The sequence below is a fragment of the Ochrobactrum sp. CGA5 genome (assembly GCF_006345815.1).
Taxonomy (GTDB): Bacteria; Pseudomonadota; Alphaproteobacteria; order Rhizobiales; family Rhizobiaceae; genus Brucella.
Map to the genome: position 1 here is coordinate 468,912 of NZ_VCIG01000005.1, position 22,943 is coordinate 491,854.

The following is a 22,943-nucleotide window of genomic DNA, read 5'->3' on the forward strand; positions in this document are numbered from 1 at the left end:
TCGCCAAAATCTGACACCGATTTGACAGCCCACATCGCCGCCCTGTCAGCAATCACAGCTTCAAAAATCTCCGCCATCTGGCAAAATACGGGCGGCCTCAATCACTAGAGGGTCGCCTGCCCCGAACACGCGGATCAATAGCATACCCCCGACCCGTTCCTTGGCGACTTGGGCAACCAGCGCAACTTGGCCGTCAACGGATGGGTTAAACAAGGCCCACAACCACACGAGCATGACATCGGCTCGCAGGTATATATTGGTGGCAGATGACGTAATTTTAAATTCTCTAGTTACAGCGACTTCCGCTTTATTCTGCGGCCCGACTATGGCGATTGCGCCAAAGTTCCTCAGCTCTCTCAAAGAACTGCGTATGGCTTTGGTTTTCCGCGGAGGCCGCCGTCATCATCGCCACGGCCGCCGTCGCGACGATTGTGTTTTCAGCACGTTTATCCACGGCCGCGCCGGACCAGACGCCATACCAATATTCGAATGAGCTGAAGCTGGAATGCTTGTCGCCGCTCTCTTTGGAAAGCGTGGGCAGCAACAAATCCGCTTCCCGACCGTCAAGCAACCGATAGATCGTATGGGTTCTATTTGGAACCAGCTCGGCAACATCGCGGCTGGTTGAAACAACTGAAATTGACGGCGTCCCAAGGAGGGCGCCCGTATCGCGGTGCAATTCGCGATAGGTGGACTGGGTAACACCTAGGAATGTCGCTCTGAGGTTCAACGGGTTGAGAAGATGAACGAGACTGTTCATTGAGGAGCGCGACTCGAACAAAGGGTAGAGCGCCAGCAGCGAATAGATCTGTGGAGCGAAACCAGCTATCGGCATGAAGCAGATACCGTGTGCCCTCAATGCGCTTTCCGCGAGCGAATGCGATGTTGCTATCGGCAGATTGATAGCTTCCGCCGCCAATTCAAGTTTGCCCGAGACTTCACCTGTGCCGCAATTGCCGTGCATAACAACGGGATAGCCAGCTCTTGCGACGAGCAAGGCCGAAAGCATAAACCACGGGGACTGCATGGAGTTCGGTGACAGATAGGCTGGCCAATCCAACGCAGGTATGTTGAATGCTCTGTCCACGGAATAAATACGTCTCGCTGCGCGCACCATGCCCGCTAGTTCCGGAGCAGTTTCCCCGCGATAATGAATGAGACGAAGCAACGCGCTGATCTGCATCGGATCTGCGTTGCCTTTGAAAATCGTTGTGAATGCATCTTCGGCTTCGGACATTTCGAGAGGACGGGTATGCCCAACCTTCCGCCCGACTGCTGCAATGTATTTTGCTAGCCTCCTAACCGGATCGTTCTCACCCTGAATATTCGCGAACTGCACAGCAAGCTGTTCCGGCGTGGGATGGTTTTCAAGTTCCACGACCTTACGAATACCGAGCGGAGGTGGCGCCATAATAGAGCTCCGCTTCCATCCGTGGTATTCGCTACAGCTCGATTTCGGCAGTTCAGTCAGATCTAGGTTCAACAGCGTTTCGGCTTCATTCGCCAAGCGCCGCAGACGGCCACGCAAGGCTTCTGCTTTCGGCGTGGCTACCATGCTTCGCCCCGAACGAACCAGAATGGGATCATTGAACTTCTCCCGAATCTGACCGAGCACTCGGCTCATAGCCGCAATGCTCATGCCCATCTGCTTGGCAGCACCGCCAACGCTGCCTTCCACAAGAAGTGCATCAAACGCGATCAGCAAGCGCAGTTGCCCCAAACGAAGGCTTTCATTCTCGCCTTTCCCCGCTTGCTGCGGCATCTTCGGCTGCTTGCCCGACATCGCTTTATTGCCCGTTCATTTGCTGTTTTTGAAATTTAGAATGCTTATAAAACATGACGATTGACGTCACCTTACTGCCATACATAAGGAGAGTTGAAAACTCAACTTTAAACGGTGACGAAAATGACCAGCTTGTTTCGGGGATTGTGGGCCAACGGTACACAAAACAGGCGCTTGGCCAGCAAATTGCCAATTTATCGGGCGATCCTTGCGGGGACCTGTCTTTCCACAGTACTGCTTTTGAGCGAAACAATTGCGATTGCGCAAACCGCAACCAACCCTACACAAGAAGCAGCTTCAGATGAAGTCAGCGCCGATAAAAGAAAGTCGTCACCAGAAACAGGCCCTGAAACAAGCGCTGATAGCACCGTCAAGCTTAACCAGATCGTTGTCACTGCAACCGGATTCGAACAGAATATCACCGACGCTCCTGCGAGTATCACTGTGGTTCCCGGCGAGGAGTTGGAAAAAGGCGCCTATCGCGACCTGACCGACGCTTTGAAAGATGTTCAAGGCGTAGCCGTTACGGGCTCTGCCGCCGAACGCGATATCTATATTCGCGGCCTTCCCGGTTCGTACACATTGCTGCTCGTTGACGGGAAACGTCAGAGTACCCGTGATGCCCGCACCAACGGCAACTCTGGCTTTGAACAGAGCTTCTTGCCTCCTGCGAATGCAATCGAACGGATCGAAGTTATCCGTGGCCCCATGTCTTCGCTCTACGGATCGGATGCCATGGGCGGGGTCATCAATGTGATAACCAAGAAAGTATCAGATACCTGGAGCGGTTCTTTCTCTATCGACGGCACAATTCAGCAGCATTCCAAATACGGAAACTCGTTGCAGGGTTCTTATTACATGACCGGGCCGTTGGTTCCGAACCTTGTCGGCGTCCAGATTTGGGGACGCGGTCTCAAGCGTCAGGAAGACAGTATCGTCAGCGGTACACCTGAACAGAAAGATATTGATATCACCGGGCGTGTTACAATCACACCAAATGAAGACCACGATATAATGCTCGAATTGGGTAAGACCCGCCTTCGCCGCGAGTCGAACGTCGGCAACACGGCGGCATCGGGTTCGGATTCCTACAACTATAACGACCGCGATCATTGGTCGATTAGCCATACAGGACGCTGGGGGCCAACAACATCGGAATTCTCATTCCAGCAGGAATGGGCGGAGCGTACCAATTTCAACTGGGACAACAAGACAAAGAGCTACGTGGAAAACCTGCGCTCACCTCATATCCGCAATTCCGTGCTCGATGGTAAGTTCACGACGCCGTTCGAATTCTATGGGAATCATACACTTGTCACCGGTGGGCAATTCATGCAGTCGGTGCTGACCGACCAAAATCCGGGGCGGCGTACAGGCTTGGATGAAGAGTTTAGCGTTCGCCAGTGGGCGCTCTTCGCCGAAGACGAATGGTGGCTCACGCCAGACTTTGCCCTGACGGGTGGCCTGCGCATGGATGACCACGAAATTTATGGCTCACATTTCAGCCCCCGGGGTTATGCCGTTTGGCACGCGACCGAACAACTGACCTTCAAGGGCGGTATCTCCACTGGATTCCGCGCGCCAGAACTCCGGAGCGTCGCACCGGGCTATGCTTATACAACAGGCGGCTCGGGATGCTCGTACGGGCCGAATGGAACCTGTGGTGTGATCATCGGCGATCCAAATCTACAGCCTGAAAAAAGCACAAGTTATGAAGCCAGTGTTCTTTGGGACAATCAGTCCGGGCTTCGTCTTGGCGCGACCTACTTCTATACAGATTTCAAGGACAAGATCAGCAATGCGTTGGTGACAGACACCAATGGCAATCCTGTTCGCTGGAGCGAAGATCCAAACTATCGTCTCTGGTATAGCTTCAACATCGACGAAGCCGTCATGCAAGGCGTGGAGTTGACCTTCAATTGGGAAGCGACTGATAAAATTACCCTACGCGGCAACTATACCTATACCGACTCAGAACAACAGACCGGCGACTATAGGGGCCTGCCTCTGGCGCGTACGCCAAAGCACATGGCCAGCCTACGCGCTGACTGGATAACGCCGGTTGAAGGCTTGAATGCTTGGGCTGCCGGCAATTACCACGGCGAAGAAACAAATGCTGGCGCGCGCATCGGGACGGCCGGTGAACCTATCTACAGAAACGGAAAGGTGGTTGCACGGAAGTACAAGCCCTATGCGACCTTCGATATCGGCGGTTCGTATGACTTCAGCGAGAATGTCACTTTGAATGCTGCCGTCTACAACGTCTTCGACAAAAAAGTAGATGTTGATGATTTCAATACGGTTGTCGATGGCCGTCGTCTTTGGGTCGGCATGACCTCCCGCTTCTAGGATCGCAACAACAAGCCGCCTGCCAGCGATGGCGGGCGACTATTCCCTGAATGGATGCTCCTATGAGCGCACTGTCTATTAACTTGAAAAAGGCGCACCTGATGATGGCAGGGATACTTGCTGCTTCTGCCGTACGGGCGGCTGAGCCGGTTACCGCCTCCTTCGATATGGAAGCGAACGGCATCGCCTATCGCATTTTTACCGCTGAACCGAAAAAGGCCGCGCCCGAAGGCGGATATCCTGTCGTGTATATGGTCGACGGCAATCGCATGTTGCCGATCGCGGCAAAACTCATGGCAGAAAATTCCGCACTAAAGGCTGTATTCGTGGGCATAGGTTATCCAACGGAAAGTCAGGAAGAAATTGTTCGCCTGCGATATTTCGATCTTACACCGCCAACGCCTGATAATCTGATCCCAGTTCACTTCAACGTGCCGAGGACCGGAGGACGAGATGCTTTCTTCGATTTCATCACCAAACAGGTAAAGCCCGAAATCGAAAAACGTTTCAACGTCGACAAAAACCGGCAGGCCCTGTTCGGCCATTCTCTGGGCGGATTATTCACGCTTTACGCCCTCTTCAACCACACGGACTCGTTCCACGTCTACGGCGCAGCAGATCCGTCAATCTGGTGGAATAATCGCTCGATTCTATCAGATAAAGATCGGTTCATCAGGCGCTTCAAGGCTTCGCCTCGCCCAATCCGTCTACTTGTGGAAACCTCCGGTAAGCGAGGAAGCCGCCCCGGTCAGACCGAGCAGGACAGTGAACGGCTGAAAAAACTGCGTGGCGGACCTTCTGGTTTAGATGTGTTCAAAGAGCTTTCAGAGCTGCCTCAAATGGATGCTGCCTTTCATCATTTCGAAAATGAAACCCATGGGTCGATGATTCCGTTCGCCGTGGAAGACAGCCTCAATTTCATCCTGCTCGCCCACCCCAAGGCGAGAAACAACTGAATTGTATCTTTCGGCCTTCGACGAAAAGATACCTGCCTATAAAACACAGGATTAATGAAAGGATCGAACACCATGCTGAATATCGCTCAGAAGGCTGCACGTCTTTGCGGTGCCGCCATCGTGGTGCTGGGCATCGCTGCCACTGCAAATGCTGCTGATCTTACCATCAAGCACGCGCAAGGTGAGACAGCGGTACCAGCCTCACCCACACGGGTTTTGGTTTTTGATCTCGGCACTCTCGACAATTTGGATCGCCTTGGTGTCAAGGTAACGGGTGTTCCAAGCGGCATAGCGTTCCCTGAATATCTAAAAAAATATCAGAGCGACGATTATGTGAAAATTGGCACATTGTTCGAACCGGACTACGAAGCCGTCAATGCGGCGGAGCCGGATTTGATCATCGTGGCGGGGCGCTCGGCCGCGAAATATGCAGAGCTGGCGAAGATAGCACCCACGATCGATCTGACGACCGACGCTAAGAACTTCATTGGGGATACGGAAGCCAACGTCGAAAAACTTGGCCAGATTTTTGGAAAGACAACAGAAGCGAAAGCAGAGGCCGAGAAGCTTGATGCCGCAATCGTTGCACTTAAAGAAAAGGCCGCCAAAAAGGGCACCGGCCTTCTGATCCTCACGTCCGGCGGCAAGATCAGTGCTTATGGCCCAGGATCACGCTTCGGCGTCCTGCACGATAGCTTCGGAGTCAAACCCGTAGCAGCCAACCTTTCAATCGGCAATCATGGCCAACCTGTCAGCTCTGAGTTCATCCTCGAAACCAATCCCGACTGGTTATTCGTCATCGACCGCGATGCCGCCATTGGACGTGAAGGCAATTCAGCCAAGCAAGTGCTCGACAACGAACTCGTGCGTCGGACCAACGCCTGGAAACAGGATCAGATTGTCTATCTGAATGCTCAGAACTGGTATCTGATCGGCGGTGGCCTCGGCGCGCTTCACAGCACGATTGATCAGCTTTCGCAGGCTTTCGACAAAGCGAATTAACGGCTTTCCAAACCCAATCCGGTCGGGCCACCCAACTGTGGCCCGAATTCGCGATCAGGCAACAGAACAGGAAATGAGCGTGAAGGGACTTGCAGCAGCCATAGCACTTGTTGCCTTACTGGCTGTCATCAGTTTGTTTATCGGCGTCATCGATGTCTCGCTGGGCACACTTTTCGGAGCCGGAAGCAGCTACCGCGCGACCGAAGTTCTGCTCGCCAGCCGCATTCCACGTACGCTTGCAATTATTCTGGCAGGCATGTCCATGGCCGTTTCTGGCATGATTATGCAAATTCTTACACGCAACCGTTTCGTGGAGCCATCAACGGCGGGTACCGTGGAATCTGCAAGTCTTGGCATACTACTGGTAATATTATTTGCTCCTGAAGCGCCCGTGATTGCCAAGATGCTGGTTGCTTCCGTCACAGCGCTTGCTGGAACTGCTCTATTCCTGCGCATCCTCCGCGCCATTCCGTTGCGATCCGTTCTCGTAGTGCCACTGGTCGGCATCATGCTCGGCGGCGTCATTAGTGCCACAGCAACGTTCATTGCCTACCGGTTCGATCTCTTGCAATCGCTCAATTCCTGGACAACAGGTGACTTCTCTGGTGTCCTTCGTGGACGCTACGAACTCCTATGGCTTGCCTTCTTTCTTACCATTATCGCCTACGTCGCTGCCGACCGCTTTACAGTCGCGGGACTAGGAGAGGATTTTACGACCAATCTAGGCCTCAATTACCGCCGTGTGATTACACTTGGCCTTGTCATTGTTTCTATGGTCAGTGCATCAGTCGTGGTGACTGTTGGCATAATACCTTTCCTCGGACTTATCGTCCCAAACGTTGTCAGCATGCTCATCGGCGACAATATGCGGCGTGCAGTGCCATGGGTGGCAGTGCTCGGCGCCGGACTCGTACTGGCCTGTGACATTGTGGGGCGGTTGGTTCGTTTTCCATACGAAATCCCGATAGGCACGATGATGGGCGTCGTAGGAAGTGCGCTCTTCCTCTATCTGCTGCTACGGCGGGGTTCACGCCTTGCTTAAGCGTCCTATTCTGGTTCTCTTGCTACTTTGCGCGCTCACTGTTCTTACGGCGGTGGCATTCATGACCGTCGGCGCAAAAGGAAGCTGGTCTTTCATACTGTCCTTCCGCGGCACCAAGCTTGCAGCCATGATACTGGTCGCATACTCGATTGCAGTTTCAACGGTTCTGTTCCAGACCGTCACGAACAACCGTATCCTGACCCCTTCGATCATGGGGTTTGATGCGCTCTATATCCTGATACAGACGCTGGTGGTCTTCTTTTCCGGTGCCGTTCAAATCGGCTGGCTGGGGCCGAATGTCAGGTTTCTGTCTGAAACCGCTATCATGGTGGTTTTTGCCGGGACGCTCTACTACTGGCTGTTTTCGGGAGCGACGCGAAGCCTGCATCTCGTAATGCTTGTCGGTATTGTCTGCGGTGTCTTCTTCCGCAGCATTTCCAATCTGATGCAGCGGATGCTTGATCCAAACCTCTTCGCTGTTCTGCAAAATCGTTTATTCGCCAGCTTCAATACCATCAATAGTGACATTCTGATTATGTCAGCCGTCATCGTTGCTGCAATTTCGCTTTACGGTCTACGCTTCGTCTATGTTTATGATGTCCTATCACTTGGCAGAGAGCCGGCAATAAATCTGGGTCTCGATCATCGGCGCATCGTCCGCAAGATCCTGTTCATGGTGACCGTGCTGGTTTCCGTGTCCACCGCACTGGTTGGTCCTATTACTTTTTTTGGTCTTCTGGTGGCCAATCTGGCATACATGCTGGCCGGTTCGGCAAAACACCGGTTTATCCTACCAACAGCCATATTGCTTGCCGTCCTCTGCATCGTCGGCGGACAGACCATTCTTGAACGTATCTTTTCGTTCAACACTGCGCTCAGCGTCATCATCGAGTTTCTGGGCGGCCTTATCTTCATTCTCCTTCTCGTCAGGGGGCATGCGCGTTGATAGAAATCAGCAAAGTCAACAAATCCTACAACGACACGCTTGTCGTCGATGATGTAACCCTGAAACTGCCAGCTCGCGGCATAACCTCGATCATCGGGCCAAATGGCGCAGGAAAATCGACGCTACTGTCAATGGTGAGCCGTCTCATGCCGATGGATAGCGGCCGCGTGACCGTGGACGGGCTCGACGTTTCGAGCACATCCGGTGACGTGCTGGCAAAACGTCTTTCGATCCTGCGACAGGAGAATGCAATCAGTTCGCGCCTGACCGTGCGCGACCTCGTAATCTTTGGCCGTTACCCCTACTCCAAGGGCCGTCCGAACGAAGAGGATTGCAAGCATGTCGAACAGGCCATCCGCTATCTTGGCCTTGAAGGTCTAAGCGAACGCTTTCTGGATGAGCTTTCCGGCGGGCAGCGCCAGCGAGCATTCGTAGCAATGGTGCTTTGCCAGGATACTGATTATGTGCTGCTGGACGAACCGCTTAACAATCTTGATATGAAGCATTCTGCTTCAATGATGAAGCTGTTGCGGCGAGCCGCAGACGAACTTGGAAAAACTGTGGTTCTCGTATTGCACGACATCAATTTTGCATCATGCTATTCTGACCATATAGTCGCCATGCGTTACGGCAAAGTTGTACATCAGGGAAGCCCTGAAGAACTGATCCGCCCGAAAATTCTCTCAGACATCTACGAGATGGAGATAGCCGTGGAAATCATCGGTGGCAAACGCATCGGCGTCTATTACCTTTAGAGCGCAGATCGGATTGGGTGAGATCTGCGCTCTAACTTCTCCTATTTTAAGCATAATCGATCCTCGTTTCACGCCGGTCGAATTATGCTTTAAGCAACAGCATCCGGGGGAAACAATGCTTGCAAGGCATCATATGATGCCAGCACGGTTTCCATTTGTGCCGTGTGTCCCTTAACGAAGGCATCCCCATAAACCGTCTCGTCCGGATATTCGGTGATCAGCGTCAGCGGCACGGTGTGCCGGTCATCAACGCCGACCAGACACGGAAACCCGTTGACAATGCGGAAACCGGTTTCGCCCGCATGTTGCTCGAACAGACTGATCTGGGCGTTGTTACAAGCGACCAATCCATCAATAGAAGCCAGATGCTTTGTCACATGATCTATTAGATGTTCAGCTTCTTTTTCCCACGAAGCGTGGTGGCGAATAATCAGGAAAAAGCCCTTCGGCAGCGTCCACATAGCAAAGGAACGTGGCACGTAGCCGGATAGCGGTCGCGTCCATTCATGCGAAGGATAACCATGCAGGTTGACATGCAGCTTCGCATCCGTCCGCCTTTCTGCTTCGACCCGAATGGATTTTTCATAAAGCCGCTCACCCTTACGATATTCGAGATCGTCACCCAGCGCCGTATAGCGAGCAGCGTGATGCATATGATGCGGCTGAAGTACGCAAAGCCGTTTGTGTATCTCGTATCCGTCAGGATTTTCCTGTGGTGAGATCGTGAAATGTGCGCCTTCGCGCTCGGCAAGCCTACTGGCCGCACGCAACGCGCCGACAACGCCCGTCGTTTCATTGGCGTGCTGACCGGCACTGATCATCATCGCCGCATCACTGCCCTTACGATAAGTTGCGCGTACTGTTCTGCCTGAACGGGTCTTTGCCTCGAATGGCTCGCCACCCAGTCTAGCGATTTCACGGCGAATCTGATCGGCAGAAAGCGGCGCTTGCGCCGTCTCTAGGACCTGCTCCGCCGTCAATGCATCATCGGTGGAAAGTGGCCGCGTTTCCACTCTGACCGATGGTTCGGCATCGCAAAAGCGGACCTCCGGCACGATCTGGCCCGGCTGCAAGCCGCGATCGCCAACCGGGCGACCGGACTTTTTCTGAAAGACTTCGAGCAGCGAGAAATAAATATCCTCGTGCATGGCTTCGGTGAGGCTCAGCGTTTCTTCATCGTAGGGCAAGCGACGGTCGGTTATCGGCAGGCTGACCGCAATGTTCAGCTCATCGAAATAGGGTTCGCCGCGCTTCCAGTCATGGAGCGCGACGCTTGAGATCGTGTCATGAAACAGCTTTTCATAGGAAGTTTCGTAGCGCGTGCTTTCTGTCTCACCGTCCTGCGCAACGGTCAGCCAGCCGGTCGGCGACACCAGCGTTTCGCCGATGAAATCCACATGCACGCGGTTTGGCGCAAAAACCCTGTGCTTCTCGCTTTGGCCATCGGCAAAAACCAGTTCGACTTCATAATGAAAATCGTCTTTGCCCGAAGGCGAGAAATCTATCTCCACCTCCGGCAGAAGCGCCGATAAGGGATAGGTCTCAAGAAGGAACCGGTTCTGCACGCAGGCGTCATGGCGTGGATAGCGGACCGCAGCCGACTTCAGCGCCGAGCCATCCACTTCTTCCAGAAAGAAATGCAGGAGCGGCTTATAAGCCGAGCGCAGTCGCGCCTCGACGCCCGCGGCGCGCAGCTTCGTTTCGGCCGCGAACCGGCTCGGCTGATCATCGAACAGCCAGGCCTCCGCCTTCGCGCCGCGCATTTGCGGCTTCAGCAAATAATCTACAAGCGCATGAACAGTACGCGGGTAGGTTTTCTCAAAAAGCACACTCATCGGGAAGTCCTGCCGGTCGGGTCGAGACTGTCACGCAACCAGTCGCCAAGGAGATTGAGGCCGAGCACAGTGAAGAGAATAGCGAGCCCCGGAAATATGCTCACCCACCATGCGGTCTGGAGATAAGTGCGACCGTCAGCCAGCATGCCGCCCCAGCTTGGAATGGTGGGATCCACACCGAGACCCAGGAAGGTCAGGCTCGATTCCAGCAGGATATTGTTGGCGACGTTGAGCGTCATCAGCACGATGACCGGACCGAGCAAGTTCGGCAACAGGTGCTGGTAGATGATGCGCCAGTCTTTCACGCCAATGGCACGCGCTGACAGGATGAACTCCCGCTCGCGCAGCGAAAGCACCGAGCCGCGTACCAGTCGCGCATATTGCACGCATTGCGAGACGATCAGCAGAATAATGGTATTAAACAGACCGCCACCCAGAATGGCCATGACCGTGATGGCAAGCAGGATAAACGGCATAGCAAGTTGCACATCGACAAAGCGCATCAACGCCATGTCCCAAAAGCCGCGATAATAGCCAGCGACAAGCCCCATGATCGTGCCGATAACCACGGAGCCTATCACTGAAACGAAACCAACAAACAGTGAAATCTTGCCGCCGGTGATGACCCGCGCCAGCACATCGCGCCCCAGCGGATCGGTGCCAAAAATATGGGCCGGATTGACGAATGGCGGCGTCAGCCGCGCCAGAAGATCAATCTTGTTTGCGCCGCCCGGAAACAGATAGCCGGAGAAAATCACGGCCAGACAGATGCAGCCAGTCAGCACGACGCCGATAATGAATTCAAGGCTCGCAAAACGCGAAAACAGAACGGATGAGGTCTTGGTTGCCATGTGTCCTACTCCGTGCGGATACGCGGATCGACAAGGCCATAGGCGATGTCCACGAGAAGATTGACGCCGATGATCAACATGGAAAGGATCGCGATGGTGGCCTGCAAGACAGGATAATCGCGCCCGGCCACAGCGTCGAAAGCAAGCGTGCCCATGCCCGGCCAGTTGAACACACGTTCAACCACGACGATGCCGCCGAGAAGCCCGCCAAACTGAAGGCCAAGATAGGTGATCAGCGGAATGGCGCAATTGCGCAGCGCATGCTTGTAGAGAACCTTGTTTTCGCTCAGCCCCTTGGCGCGCGCCACCATGATATATTGCGATTGCAGCGTCTCCAGCATTGATGTGCGCACAAGACGGACATTCGTCGCGGTCAAAATAATACCCATGGTGAGCGCTGGCATGATGAAGCTTGCAATGCCGTTCATGCCGCTTGGCGGCAGCCATTGCAGCGAGATGCCGAAGAGCAGCACCAGCATGGTGGCGAGCCAGAAATTCGGAAACGACAAGCCCACCAGCGAGCAGATGCGGATGAGCTGGTCAGCCCATTTTCCACGCGACACGGCAGCCTTGATGCCAAGCGGAACGGAAATAACAATGGAAACGAACAGGGAGGCGAAGGCCAGCATCAGCGTAGCAGGTAGAGCACCGGCCACGAGTGTGGAAACCGGCGTACCGCCGAGGAAACTGCGCCCCATATCCATCGTGAAGAGCCCCTTGAGGAACTGCCAGTACTGAACGAAGAATGGCTGATTGAGACCGAGGCCTTCGCGGATGCGTACCAGGTCAGCTTCGGTAATACTGCCTGCGCCTTGCGTCAGCATCAACGCCGGATCGCCTGTCAGGCGGACCGCGAAGGCGACAAGCAGCGTCATCGCGACAAGCACGAACAACGCCTGCAAAATTCGTTTGATCAAAAATCCGGCCACCAGTGCGCCTCCAAAATGCTACGGCAAGCCGAATTTGACCGGCTTGCCGTATTGTCATTCCTGCTTACTCGACAGTCACGTCCGTGAGACGCAAACGGCTATCGGGAACCGGCACGAAGTTCTTCACGCGCTTGTTGACGCCGAAGATTGCTTTGAGATTGTAAAGCGGCATTTCAAGAGCCCGGTCGGCAGCATAATGCGCAATTTCCTGAAGAAGCTTTTCACGCTGGCCGCGGTCAAGGACCGAGCGCTGTGCTTCCAGCATCTTGTCAAGCTTCTCGTCCTTGTCGTAGGGATTCCACTTCTCGCCAGAATGGTACATTGAGTAAGCGGTATTGTCGTAGTCGAGAGTCCAACCACCCCAGGACTGCTGGAACATTGCACCAGTCTTGCCCTGCGGAATGATGTCATTCAGCAGAACGTTAGTGTCGTAAGGCTTGATCGTTGCGTTGATACCAACCATTTGCAGGAAGCTGGCAACTGCCTGCGCCACTTCATTGAAACTCGCATCCTGACCGCGCACGTCAATCTGAACATTTGCGCCGGGCTGCACACCCGCCTCTTCGAGCAGCTTCTTGGCCCCTTCGGGATCGTAAGGCACGGGCTTCATATTCGGGTCGAAGCCGAAGGACAGCGAACCCTGGAAGCTGGCAATCGCTTCCGCCTGACCGGCCAGAATGGACTGGATAATCGCATCGCGATCCACAGCCATAATCAGCGCCTTGCGCACGCGTTCATCCTTGGTGATTCCGTCTGCCGTATTGAAGCGCAAAGCATAGACCGTCGGGCCAGCCGTAGTGACCAATTGCAGCTTCGGATCGCTTTCAATAGTAGGAATCATGCCGATTGGAATAGTCGGTGGGATGACCAGATCAACCCGACCAGCCTGAAGTTCGGCAACTGCGGTCGAAGGCTCGGTGATGAAGCGATATTCGAGTTCTGACAGCTCAGGCGCACCACCCCAATGGTCGGCAAAAGCCTCAAGCTTGATGTTCACCTTAGGCTCATAAGAGACGAACTTGAACGGTCCAGTGCCAACCGGATGCATGTTGAAGTAATCGTCCCCCTTTTCCTTGATGTATTTCGGCGGAACGATCATGCCACCATAACCGGCCAGTTTGGTGATCAGAACCGGGTCTGGCGCCTTCAGGTGAAAATCGACTGTCTTGTCATCAATGATTTCCACCTTGTCGATGGCGATATAGTTGGAACGCTGCGGACCTTTCGCTCCTTCGTCACCGAGCAGACGCTCAAAGGTGAACTTGACGGATTCTGCATTAAATGGCTCACCGTTTTGGAACTTGACGTTCTCACGTAGATGGAAGCGAATGCGCTTGCCTTCATCCAACTCTTCCCACGAGGTCGCGAGCGCCGGAACGATCTTGAGGTCCGGTCCGCGATAAACAAGACCGTCGAATATATTGGTGGCGACAGAAGCCCAGTTGACGAGGAACGTATCAATCGGGTCCCAGCTGCCTGGATCCTGTGGCGACGAAACGGTCAACTTTCCGGCAGCAAAGACCGGAGCAGATGCAAACACTGCCGCCGAAAGAGCGGAAGCCATGAGAACGGCTTTAAGTGTTTTCCTTATCATTTTTTTCCCCTTTGGGTTTCTGTTGAACTTTATGCGTCAGGCGGTTTCGGCCACGAGATGCCCGGCTGCAACCTGGCGATGACGGTAGATCGGAGGTTTATCGTCGATCCGGCGTGTTGTGCTCGGAATTTCACCTTCCAGAACAGACCGGTTGGTACGCGCAGTCGGATCGGCAATCGGTACAGCCGAGAGAAGCCGCTTCGTGTAGTCGTGTGACGGCGTTTCAAAAACCTGCTGACGCGAGCCGATTTCCATGATCTGGCCAAGATATAGAACAGCGACGCGGTGGCTCATCTTCTCTACGACCGCCATGTCATGACTGATGAAGAGATAAGCCAGATTCTGCTCTTTCTGCAGGTCCATGAACAGGTTGATAACCTGTGCCTGAATGGAAACATCCAGCGCCGACAGCGCTTCATCTGCGATAATCAGCTTCGGTTTGGAGGCAAGTGCGCGCGCAATGCAAACGCGCTGGCGCTGGCCGCCGGAAAACTCGTGCGGATAACGCCTGGCGTGTTCTGGAGCGAGGCCAACCCGCTCCAGCAATTCCGCCACGCGTGCGTTGATCGCCTTGTCATTATCGAGAAGACCGTGCGTGCGAATCGGCTCTGCAATGGAGAAGCCGACTGTCTTGCGCGGATCGAGCGATGCAAACGGGTCCTGGAAAATATACTGCACTTCGCGCCGCATCGCGTAGCGTTCAGCGACGCTCATGGCCGAATAGGCCTTACCGTTGAAGCGGATATCGCCGGAAAGCGGCGCCTGCAATTGCTGGATGGTGCGCCCGATGGTCGATTTGCCCGAACCGGATTCACCGACCAAAGCAAGCGTTTCGCCGGGATAAATATCGAAGGCAACCTTCGACACCGCGTTGCAGACATGGGTGACCTTGCCGAACAGATTTTTCCTGATCGGAAAACGCACATAAAGATCATCCACGGAAAGCAACGGCTTGTCGCCATAGCGTGCCGTGTCCTGAATGCGCTCCTCACCCGTCAGAACAGGCACGCCGTCCTGCATGGACATGACCGGCATGCGTTTTGGAAAAGCTTCACCCGTCATGCTGCCAAGTTTTGGCACCGCCGATAATAACGTCTTCGTATAGGGATGCTCCGGCTGTGAGAAAATCTGCCCGACTGGGCCTTCCTCAACCTTCTTGCCCTTCCACATGACCACGACGTCGTCGGCCATTTCCGCAACCACGCCCATATCGTGCGTGATAAAAATTACAGCCATTTCAAGTTCTTGCTGCAATTCTCTAATAATATGCAATATCTGGGCCTGAATGGTCACGTCGAGTGCAGTTGTCGGCTCATCGGCGATCAACAGTTTCGGGCGGCAGGCAAGCGCCATCGCGATCATGACGCGCTGGCGCATACCGCCGGAAAGCTGGTGCGGATAACGCTTCAACAGCCCTTCCGCGTCCGGCAGCCGCACCATTTCGAGAAGCCGCTTCCCCTCAATAAGTGCCGCCTGCTGGCTCATGTCTTCATGCAGCATCAGCACTTCGGAAATTTGGTTACCGATGGTGAATACAGGATTGAGCGAGGTCATAGGCTCCTGGAAGATCATAGCGATCTCTTTGCCGCGAATTCCCCGCATTGTCTTCTGATCAGCCTTTAGCAGATCGTGTTCGCCGAACAAAATGCGGCCGGACGGGAAATTTGCGCCGCTCATATCGGCAAGCCGCATAATGGAAAGTGACGTGATTGACTTACCCGAACCAGATTCTCCCACCACAGCCAGCGTGCGGCCAGGACACACCGAGAAACTGAGGTCGTCAACGACGCGGCTCGCGCCAAACTCGACACTGAGGCCATCGACGATCAGGAGAGGTTTTGAAACTGGTTCGCTCAATTCGGTTCCGTTCAAACTTCCAACTCACTTATAATGTAATGGCAGATCGTGTGGCTTGATTGAATGCGCCAGACATGAAGCGCAACAGGGCAGCCATTTCAGAAAGCGCTTCTTCCGACGGGCGTGCATTGGCAGTGGAAACAACCAGAAGCCGCTCGCGAATTTGCGCATAGCGCGCGCAAGCCTCGGCCCCTTTGGTCGTAATCTTTACTGTCTTTTCCTTCGCCACCTTCCCCGTGGTCAAAAGTCCAGCCTTTTCCAGCTTGCGGATAGCGTAAGTGGCGATGTGCGTATCTTCGATGTCGAGAACAAGGCAGATATCGGCGAGCTTCTTCTCCCGACCGCGATGGCGGATCGAATGCAGAATCAGAACTTCAATGGGGGAAAGCCCAGGCAATCCCGCCGCGGCCATGCAGCGAACCATCCAACGCGAAAATGCGTGCGACGCCAGAATGAGACCATATTCAACCTCGGACATGCCGGGGGAACCGCCTTCAGCGAGATGTGCAGACGATACAATGGGGCCTATTGAGGTAACTGGACGCAAATGTTTCGGCAACGCGACTTCTTCGAAACCGGTTTCGCGAAACTCGGAAGATGTCGTTAATGTTTCTTCGCCGCCTCTTTTATTCCCCATTCTTGCCGCTCCCTCTTTTATGTGTATTTTATGTCACCATCTTATCGACATTTTGTCAATAAAATGAAAGTATGAAATCCTGAAAAGATTTCAAAATGCACCAATTGTGTTGTGTGAGGGAGCCAGCAATGAGCGGAACGGGGCGCGGAGTATGGGACTTCTGGATCGACCGCGGCGGCACGTTTACGGACGTCATTGGACGTGATCCACAGGGGCAGCTCCATGCACGCAAGGTTCTCTCCGAAAACCCGTCTGCCTATCAGGACGCTGCCGTTCACGGCATTCGCCTGCATCTGGGTCTGAAGACTGGTGAACAGGTTCCCGCTGGAGTCATTGGGGAAGTCCGCATGGGCACGACGGTCGCTACAAATGCGCTTCTTGAGCGCAAAGGCGAACGGGTGGCGCTGGTCACCACCAAGGGCTTCCGGGACGCCCTCCGCATCGGTTATCAGGAACGCAAAAACATCTTCGCGACCGAGATCGTGAAGCCGGAAGCGCTTTACGAGAAGGTGATCGAACTGAACGAACGCGTTCAGGCAGACGGCACGGTCGAAACCGAGCTCGCACCCGCCGAGGCCAAAGCCGCGTTGGTTGCATTAAAAGAACAAGGCTACAAATCCATCGCCATTGCCCTCATGCACGCTTATAAGTTTCCAGCACATGAGGCTGAAATTGCTCGCATTGCGCGCGCTCTCAATTTCGAGCAGGTTTCGGTCAGCCATGAGGTCTCACCACTGATCAAGCTGGTTGGGCGCGGCGATACCACCGTCGTTGACGCTTATCTTTCGCCGGTTCTCCGTCGTTATGTTGCGCAGGTATCCAAGGAACTGGACGTTGAACGTACAGGCGCGCGCGTCATGTTTATGATGTCATCTGGTGGCCTCACCGCAGCCGATCTTTTTCAGGGCAAAGACGCAATACTCTCTGGGCCGGCGGGCGGCGTCGTCGGCCTCGCCCGTACTGGAGAAACGGCTGGCTTTCCTAAAGTCATCGGCTTCGACATGGGGGGCACCTCCACTGACGTCGCGCATTTCGATGGCGAATATGAACGCGCTTTCGAAACCGAAGTTGCCGGTGTGCGTGTACGCGCGCCTATGATGCTGATCCATACCGTTGCCGCAGGCGGCGGATCGATTCTGCATTATGATGCCGGACGTTTCCGCGTCGGCCCGGATTCGGCAGGCGCCAATCCCGGCCCGGCCTGCTATCGCAACGGCGGCCCGCTCGCCGTTACCGATGCCAATGTCATGCTGGGCAAGCTGTTGCCGGAATTTTTCCCACCGATCTTCGGTCCCGAACAGAACCAAACGCTTGATGTGGAACGGGTGCGTGAACTCTTCACCGCGCTCGCAGACGAAATCGGCGATGGCCGTACGCCGGAAGCAGTTGCCGACGGCTTCGTCCGCATCGCTGTGGCCAATATGGTTGAGGCCATCAAGAAAATTTCGGTACAGCGCGGTTATGATGTGACACGCTATGCACTCAATTGTTTCGGCGGCGCAGGCGGCCAGCATGCCTGCCTCGTGGCGGATGCACTTGGTATGAAGAATATTCTTCTCCATCCTATGTCCGGTCTGCTTTCGGCCTACGGTATGGGTTTGGCCGATATTCGTGCCACGCGACAGAAGGCACTGGGCGTACCGCTTAACAGCGCCGCTCCGGCAGCGCTCAAAGCCCTGGGCGAAGAACTGGCGCAGGAATGTGCCGTTGAGCTCGCAGCGCAGGGCATCGAACAGGCTGCAGTCCATAGTCATCTTCGTGCCCATATTCGCTATGCCGGCACCGATACAGTGCTTTCCATTGAAGCAACCTTCCCTTCCGAAGACAACGCGGATCGTTTGCGTACCGAGTTTGAAACCGCGCACAAGTGCCGCTTCGGCTTTATCGCTGAGAACAAAGCTCTGGTCATCGATGCGGTTGAAGTTGAAGCCATCGGCGGCGGTGCGGGCAAGACAGAAATGAGCCAGCTCGTTGAGAACAATCTTGAGGCGGGAACCGTACGACGCTCCCGCTTCTTCTCGCAAGGTGAGTTTCATGATGCTGGTATTGTCCTTCGCGAACATATCCAACGCGGCCAAACAGTTACCGGCCCGGCAATCATTATTGAGCAGAACCAAACCATCGTCATCGAAGATGGTTGGCAGGCGCGTCTTACTGCGCACGATCATGTGGTACTGACACGCATCAAGGCGCTCCCCTCCCGCACGGCTATCGGCACGGAAGCCGATCCGGTCATGCTCGAGATCTTCAACAATCTCTTCATGTCCATTGCCGAACAAATGGGTGTAACGCTTCAGAACACTGCCTATTCTGTGAACATCAAGGAACGTCTCGACTTCTCTTGCGCGGTTTTCGATGCAGCCGGCAATCTCGTCGCCAACGCACCGCATATGCCCGTGCATCTTGGTTCCATGGATGCATCAGTCGCCACCGCTATCCGCGAGAATAGCGATATCAAGCCGGGCGATGTGTTCCTCATCAACGCTCCGTATAACGGCGGCACCCACCTGCCAGACCTCACCGTATGCACACCAGTTTTCGATGACGAAAATCGTGAAATCCGCTTCTGGGTCGCGAGCCGCGGACACCATGCGGATATTGGCGGCATCGCGCCAGGCTCCATGTCACCACTTGCGGTCAACATAGAGCAGGAAGGCGTCTATATCGACAATTTCAAGCTGATGGATCGCGGCACGTTCCGCGAAGACGCACTCGCTAATCTGCTGACCGGCGCGACCTATCCCGTTCGCAATCTGACGCAGAACGTCAACGACCTGAAGGCGCAGATCGCCGCCAATGAAAAGGGCGTGGCAGAGCTGAAGAAGATGATTGGTCTTTTTGGCGAAGATGTCGTGAAAGCCTATATGGGCCATGTTCAGGACAATGCGGACGAAAGCGTGCGCCGCGTACTCGACAAGCTGCCGGACGGTCATTTCACCTATGAGATGGACCAAGGCTGTCAAATCGAAGTTCGTATCACCATTGACAAGGAAAAGCGCGAGGCAACTGTCGATTTCACTGGCACTTCTGAACAGCGTTCCGACAATTTCAATGCACCGGAACCTGTCACCCGTGCGGCAGTACTCTATGCTTTCCGCGTGCTGGTCGAAGGCGATATTCCGATGAACGCGGGCTGCCTGCGACCAATCAAGATCATTGTGCCGGAAGGCTCCATGCTTTCACCACGCTACCCGGCGGCCGTTGTGGCAGGCAATGTCGAGGTTAGTCAGGCTGTGACCAATTGCCTGTTTGGCGCCACCAAGGCGATGGCTGCAGCGCAGGGCACCATGAACAATCTGACCTTCGGCAACGAGGAGTATCAGTATTACGAAACCATCTGTTCTGGCGCACCCGCTGGTCCCGGTTTCAACGGCGCCGATGCAGTACACACGCATATGACCAACTCGCGCCTGACTGACCCGGAAATTCTGGAAACCCGGTTCCCTGTTTTGCTGGAGGACTTCCATATACGAGAAGGCTCGGGCGGTAAGGGCAAGTGGAACGCGGGCGATGGTACCAAGCGTACGATCCGCGCACTGAAGACACTCGAATTCGCCATTCTTTCTGGCCATCGTCGCGTGTCCCCCTTTGGGCTCGACGGCGGTGAAGCCGGTCAGACTGGCCACAACGAAGTGCGTCGCAACGATGGTTCGGTGGAGGTGCTGGGGAATTGCGACCAAACCATTCTGCAAGCAGGCGAAGCCTTCACTGTTATCACTCCAACTGGCGGTGGATATGGCAAACCTGAATAACCAGGTATTATCATATGAAGACGCCGCCCCAAGGGCGGCGTTTTGCTTCTCACATTCAGCATCCCGAACAATGCTTTCAACCATGCACGGTGGCATTTCCTACGCTTGGTTTGAAAAACGCAGCAGATAGAATACAATACCAGCCATTCACTGGAATTTAGAAAAAATCTCTCAATTGAGGGGATTTGCGACCCGGTTTCGACGCATCATTAGAATTAATTTTCTGCGATCAATAGGATATCAACCAGATCACGGATACCAAGATGAAACTCGCTCAGATTATCGCTACCGCAGGCATTATTCAAGCAACCCTCTTTACCAGTGCAATGGCTGGAGAAAATCTCGACGCCATAAAATCGGCCGGCGTTCTGAAAATTGGCACCGAAGGCACCTATGCGCCGTTTACCTATCACGACAAGGACAACAAGCTTGTCGGCTTCGATGTGGAAATTGGCGAGGCCGTTGCCGCCAAGCTCGGTGTAAAACCGGAATTCGTGGAAGGCAAATGGGATGGCCTTATCGCAGGTCTTGACGCCAAGCGTTATGATGCCGTTATTAATCAGGTCGGCATTACCGAAGAACGCCAGAAGAAGTTCAACTTCTCCAATCCCTATATCGTTTCGAAGGTCGTTCTTATCGTCGATGAGAAAAACGACACGATCAAGGACTTCGCCGACCTTAAGGGCAAGAAGTCTGCTCAATCGCTGACCAGCAACTATGGCAAGCTTGCGAAGGAAGCTGGTGCCGAGATCGTCGCTACTGACGGGTTCGACCAGTCGATCCAGCTCGTCCTGACGGGTCGAGCCGATGCAACGCTCAATGACAGCCTTTCTTTCCTCGACTTCAAAAAGCAACAGCCGAAGGCTCCGGTCAAGATTGTTGCCGAGAAGGAAAATGCAGATGCTTCGGGCATCATTGTCCGTAAAGGCGACGATGATTTCGTAGCAGCCATAAACAAGGCTCTTGATGAGATCAAGGCTGACGGCACCTATGATAAGATTTCACAGAAATATTTCGGTCAGGACGTCTCCAAGTAAGTGCCGTACCCGGTTCGTGCACGAAGCCGGAAGCTACTTCCGGCTTCGCTTTATTGTGATAGTGGAAAACAATTCCAAAGACATGAATGCCAGACTGTATAAGATACGAGCGATTAACGTCATTTCAGTCTGACTTCCAGCTATTGATGAGGAGCCGAAAAACGTGCCCGATTGGCTTCAGCTAATGGTGGAATCTCTGCCTACCCTTCTATGGGCCGGTTTGACCTTCACTATTCCCCTCACACTTTTTTCCTTTGCTTTCGGACTGACATTGGGACTATTGACCGCACTTGTGCGTTTGTTTGCACCGCTTTGGCTTTCGTCCGTCGCCCGCTTTTATGTTTGGATATTTCGCGGTACACCGCTCCTCGTACAGTTGTTCGTGATTTTTTACGGATTGCCAAGCGCAGGCATTTACCTCGACGCATTTCCTGCGGCAGTAATCGGGTTCACGCTCAGCGTCGGCGCATACAGTTCCGAGATAATTCGGGCAGTCATATCCGCTGTCCCAAAAGGTCAGTGGGAAGCAGCCTACTCCATTGGAATGAGCTGGCGTCAAGCGCTTGCGCGCACTGTCCTGCCACAAGCGACGCGGACAGCCGTGCCGCCGCTGTCCAACTCTTTCATTTCTCTAGTGAAGGACACATCGCTTGCAGCCGCGATCACAGTGCCTGAACTTTTCCAGTCAGCCCAACGTATCGTCGCAACTACTTACGAACCTCTCATCCTCTATATCGAAGCAGCCCTGATCTATCTGGTAATGAGTTCCGTTCTCTCGACCTTGCAAGTGCGCCTTGAACGGCGCTTCGGACGCTACGGCGGTTCACTGGAGACAAACGCATGATCGAGCTTCGGCACATCGTAAAGCGCTTCGACGACGCTATCATACTCAGCGATATCAACGTTGCGATCGCAGAGGGTACCGTAACTGCTCTGGTTGGGCCGTCTGGAGGCGGCAAGAGTACGTTGTTGCGATGCATAAATCTGCTTGAGATTCCCACATCAGGCACTCTTGTTTTGGGCGGACAGAGCCTCAACTTCGAGCCTGACCAGAAGCCTAGCTGGCAAGCGATCCAGTCAATCCGCCGCCAGACAGGCATGGTATTTCAGAACTTCCAGCTTTTTCCGCATCAAACAGCGATCCAAAATGTGATGGAAGGCCTTGTTACAGTTCTAAAATGGCCGAAGAACAAAGCAAAAGAACGTGCGATGGAACTGCTAACGAAAGTGGGGATGGCACATAAAGCAGATGCCTGGCCGTCGACACTCTCTGGCGGGCAGCAGCAGCGTATCGCGATTGCGCGTGCACTGGCTCCGTCACCGCGAGTACTCTTATGCGATGAGCCTACATCCGCGCTTGACCCTGAACTTGCATCTGAAGTGGTTGATGTTTTGAGCAAGCTTGCCAAGGAAGGCACGACCATGGTGATCGCCACGCATGATCTGCGGCTCGCATCCAAGATTGCAAAGAATGTCGTCTTTCTCGAGTCGGGCAATATCGTCGAAACTGGCACTGCACACGAGATTTTTGTACAGCCCAAGCAAGGGCGCACAAAGCAATTCGTTGCGACAATCAATGCGGCACATACTTACGACATCTAGACCCGGACATGTCGAC

The 22,943-nt window shown here is 54.2% G+C and carries 18 protein-coding genes; 10 read left to right on the forward strand and 8 right to left on the reverse strand.

Annotated features, from left to right (window positions below):
• Positions 1 to 60: 60 nt before the first annotated feature.
• Entirely contained in the window at positions 61 to 234 is a 174-nt protein-coding gene (locus FJQ48_RS22550) for a hypothetical protein (RefSeq protein ID WP_210236247.1), read from the reverse strand.
• A gap of 73 nt (positions 235 to 307) precedes the next feature.
• Positions 308 to 1,783, reverse strand: coding sequence for a glycosyl transferase family protein (locus tag FJQ48_RS06910; protein WP_139974438.1), 1,476 nt, complete (start codon positions 1,781 to 1,783; stop codon positions 308 to 310).
• A gap of 123 nt (positions 1,784 to 1,906) precedes the next feature.
• On the opposite strand from FJQ48_RS06910, the gene FJQ48_RS06915 reads away from it, so the two are divergent.
• The 6 genes from FJQ48_RS06915 (at position 1,907) to FJQ48_RS06940 (ending at position 8,833) form a co-directional block, all read left to right on the forward strand.
• Positions 1,907 to 4,132: a TonB-dependent receptor gene (locus tag FJQ48_RS06915; protein ID WP_139974439.1), complete on the forward strand. Its 2,226-nt coding sequence runs from the start codon at positions 1,907 to 1,909 to the stop codon at positions 4,130 to 4,132.
• Positions 4,133 to 4,194: 62 nt separating this feature from the next.
• Positions 4,195 to 5,088, forward strand: a complete 894-nt coding sequence (locus FJQ48_RS06920; RefSeq protein ID WP_139974440.1) for an alpha/beta hydrolase-fold protein — start codon at positions 4,195 to 4,197, stop codon at positions 5,086 to 5,088.
• Between the two features lie 72 nt (positions 5,089 to 5,160).
• Entirely contained in the window at positions 5,161 to 6,090 is a 930-nt protein-coding gene (locus FJQ48_RS06925) for a siderophore ABC transporter substrate-binding protein (RefSeq protein ID WP_180350143.1), read from the forward strand.
• Between the two features lie 79 nt (positions 6,091 to 6,169).
• A complete protein-coding gene (locus FJQ48_RS06930; protein ID WP_139974442.1) occupies positions 6,170 to 7,132 on the forward strand; it encodes an ABC transporter permease in 963 nt (320 codons plus the stop codon).
• Complete coding sequence (locus FJQ48_RS06935) at positions 7,125 to 8,078, forward strand: iron chelate uptake ABC transporter family permease subunit (protein ID WP_139974443.1); 954 nt, start codon at positions 7,125 to 7,127, stop codon at positions 8,076 to 8,078. The genes FJQ48_RS06930 and FJQ48_RS06935 overlap by 8 nt, the downstream gene beginning before the upstream one ends.
• Positions 8,075 to 8,833, forward strand: a complete 759-nt coding sequence (locus FJQ48_RS06940) for an ABC transporter ATP-binding protein (protein ID WP_139974444.1) — start codon at positions 8,075 to 8,077, stop codon at positions 8,831 to 8,833. The genes FJQ48_RS06935 and FJQ48_RS06940 overlap by 4 nt, the downstream gene beginning before the upstream one ends.
• 89 nt (positions 8,834 to 8,922) lie before the next feature.
• On the opposite strand, the gene FJQ48_RS06945 is transcribed toward FJQ48_RS06940, so the two are convergent.
• The 6 genes from FJQ48_RS06945 to FJQ48_RS06970 all read right to left on the reverse strand — a co-directional run bounded on the left by FJQ48_RS06945 (position 8,923) and on the right by FJQ48_RS06970 (position 16,536).
• Positions 8,923 to 10,668 (reverse strand): peptidase M14, encoded by a 1,746-nt coding sequence (locus FJQ48_RS06945; RefSeq protein WP_139974445.1) that lies wholly within the window; start codon positions 10,666 to 10,668, stop codon positions 8,923 to 8,925.
• Positions 10,665 to 11,519, reverse strand: a complete 855-nt coding sequence (locus tag FJQ48_RS06950) for an ABC transporter permease (RefSeq protein ID WP_139974446.1) — start codon at positions 11,517 to 11,519, stop codon at positions 10,665 to 10,667. The genes FJQ48_RS06945 and FJQ48_RS06950 overlap by 4 nt, the downstream gene beginning before the upstream one ends.
• Before the next feature lie 5 nt (positions 11,520 to 11,524).
• A complete protein-coding gene (locus FJQ48_RS06955; protein ID WP_139974447.1) occupies positions 11,525 to 12,448 on the reverse strand; it encodes an ABC transporter permease in 924 nt (307 codons plus the stop codon).
• Between the two features lie 64 nt (positions 12,449 to 12,512).
• Entirely contained in the window at positions 12,513 to 14,042 is a 1,530-nt protein-coding gene (locus FJQ48_RS06960; RefSeq protein WP_139974448.1) for an ABC transporter substrate-binding protein, read from the reverse strand.
• A gap of 36 nt (positions 14,043 to 14,078) precedes the next feature.
• Positions 14,079 to 15,914: an ABC transporter ATP-binding protein gene (locus FJQ48_RS06965; protein WP_139974449.1), complete on the reverse strand. Its 1,836-nt coding sequence runs from the start codon at positions 15,912 to 15,914 to the stop codon at positions 14,079 to 14,081.
• Between the two features lie 13 nt (positions 15,915 to 15,927).
• Positions 15,928 to 16,536 carry a winged helix DNA-binding protein gene (locus tag FJQ48_RS06970; protein WP_180350144.1) on the reverse strand — a complete coding sequence of 203 codons (609 nt, stop codon included), beginning with the start codon at positions 16,534 to 16,536 and terminating at the stop codon, positions 15,928 to 15,930.
• Between the two features lie 128 nt (positions 16,537 to 16,664).
• On the opposite strand from FJQ48_RS06970, the gene FJQ48_RS06975 reads away from it, so the two are divergent.
• The 4 genes from FJQ48_RS06975 (at position 16,665) to FJQ48_RS06990 (ending at position 22,927) form a co-directional block, all read left to right on the forward strand.
• Positions 16,665 to 20,288 (forward strand): hydantoinase B/oxoprolinase family protein, encoded by a 3,624-nt coding sequence (locus FJQ48_RS06975; RefSeq protein ID WP_139974450.1) that lies wholly within the window; start codon positions 16,665 to 16,667, stop codon positions 20,286 to 20,288.
• A gap of 263 nt (positions 20,289 to 20,551) precedes the next feature.
• Positions 20,552 to 21,325: an amino acid ABC transporter substrate-binding protein gene (locus FJQ48_RS06980; protein ID WP_139974451.1), complete on the forward strand. Its 774-nt coding sequence runs from the start codon at positions 20,552 to 20,554 to the stop codon at positions 21,323 to 21,325.
• A 163-nt stretch (positions 21,326 to 21,488) separates the two neighbouring features.
• Positions 21,489 to 22,169, forward strand: coding sequence for an ABC transporter permease subunit (locus FJQ48_RS06985; protein WP_139974452.1), 681 nt, complete (start codon positions 21,489 to 21,491; stop codon positions 22,167 to 22,169).
• Positions 22,166 to 22,927, forward strand: a complete 762-nt coding sequence (locus tag FJQ48_RS06990) for an amino acid ABC transporter ATP-binding protein (RefSeq protein WP_139974453.1) — start codon at positions 22,166 to 22,168, stop codon at positions 22,925 to 22,927. The genes FJQ48_RS06985 and FJQ48_RS06990 overlap by 4 nt, the downstream gene beginning before the upstream one ends.
• Positions 22,928 to 22,943: the final 16 nt, after the last annotated feature.

Bases quoted from the DNA above. Each gene is read 5' to 3' on its own strand.
- FJQ48_RS22550 (WP_210236247.1), bottom strand. From the start codon at position 234: ATGCTCGTGTGGTTGTGGGCCTTGTTTAACCCATCCGTTGACGGCCAA.
- FJQ48_RS06910 (WP_139974438.1), bottom strand. From the start codon at position 1,783: ATGTCGGGCAAGCAGCCGAAGATGCCGCAGCAAGCGGGGAAAGGCGAG.
- FJQ48_RS06915 (WP_139974439.1), top strand. From the start codon at position 1,907: ATGACCAGCTTGTTTCGGGGATTGTGGGCCAACGGTACACAAAACAGG.
- FJQ48_RS06920 (WP_139974440.1), top strand. From the start codon at position 4,195: ATGAGCGCACTGTCTATTAACTTGAAAAAGGCGCACCTGATGATGGCA.
- FJQ48_RS06925 (WP_180350143.1), top strand. From the start codon at position 5,161: ATGCTGAATATCGCTCAGAAGGCTGCACGTCTTTGCGGTGCCGCCATC.
- FJQ48_RS06945 (WP_139974445.1), bottom strand. From the start codon at position 10,668: ATGAGTGTGCTTTTTGAGAAAACCTACCCGCGTACTGTTCATGCGCTT.
- FJQ48_RS06950 (WP_139974446.1), bottom strand. From the start codon at position 11,519: ATGGCAACCAAGACCTCATCCGTTCTGTTTTCGCGTTTTGCGAGCCTT.
- FJQ48_RS06960 (WP_139974448.1), bottom strand. From the start codon at position 14,042: ATGATAAGGAAAACACTTAAAGCCGTTCTCATGGCTTCCGCTCTTTCG.
- FJQ48_RS06970 (WP_180350144.1), bottom strand. From the start codon at position 16,536: ATGGGGAATAAAAGAGGCGGCGAAGAAACATTAACGACATCTTCCGAG.
- FJQ48_RS06975 (WP_139974450.1), top strand. From the start codon at position 16,665: ATGAGCGGAACGGGGCGCGGAGTATGGGACTTCTGGATCGACCGCGGC.
- FJQ48_RS06980 (WP_139974451.1), top strand. From the start codon at position 20,552: ATGAAACTCGCTCAGATTATCGCTACCGCAGGCATTATTCAAGCAACC.
- FJQ48_RS06990 (WP_139974453.1), top strand. From the start codon at position 22,166: ATGATCGAGCTTCGGCACATCGTAAAGCGCTTCGACGACGCTATCATA.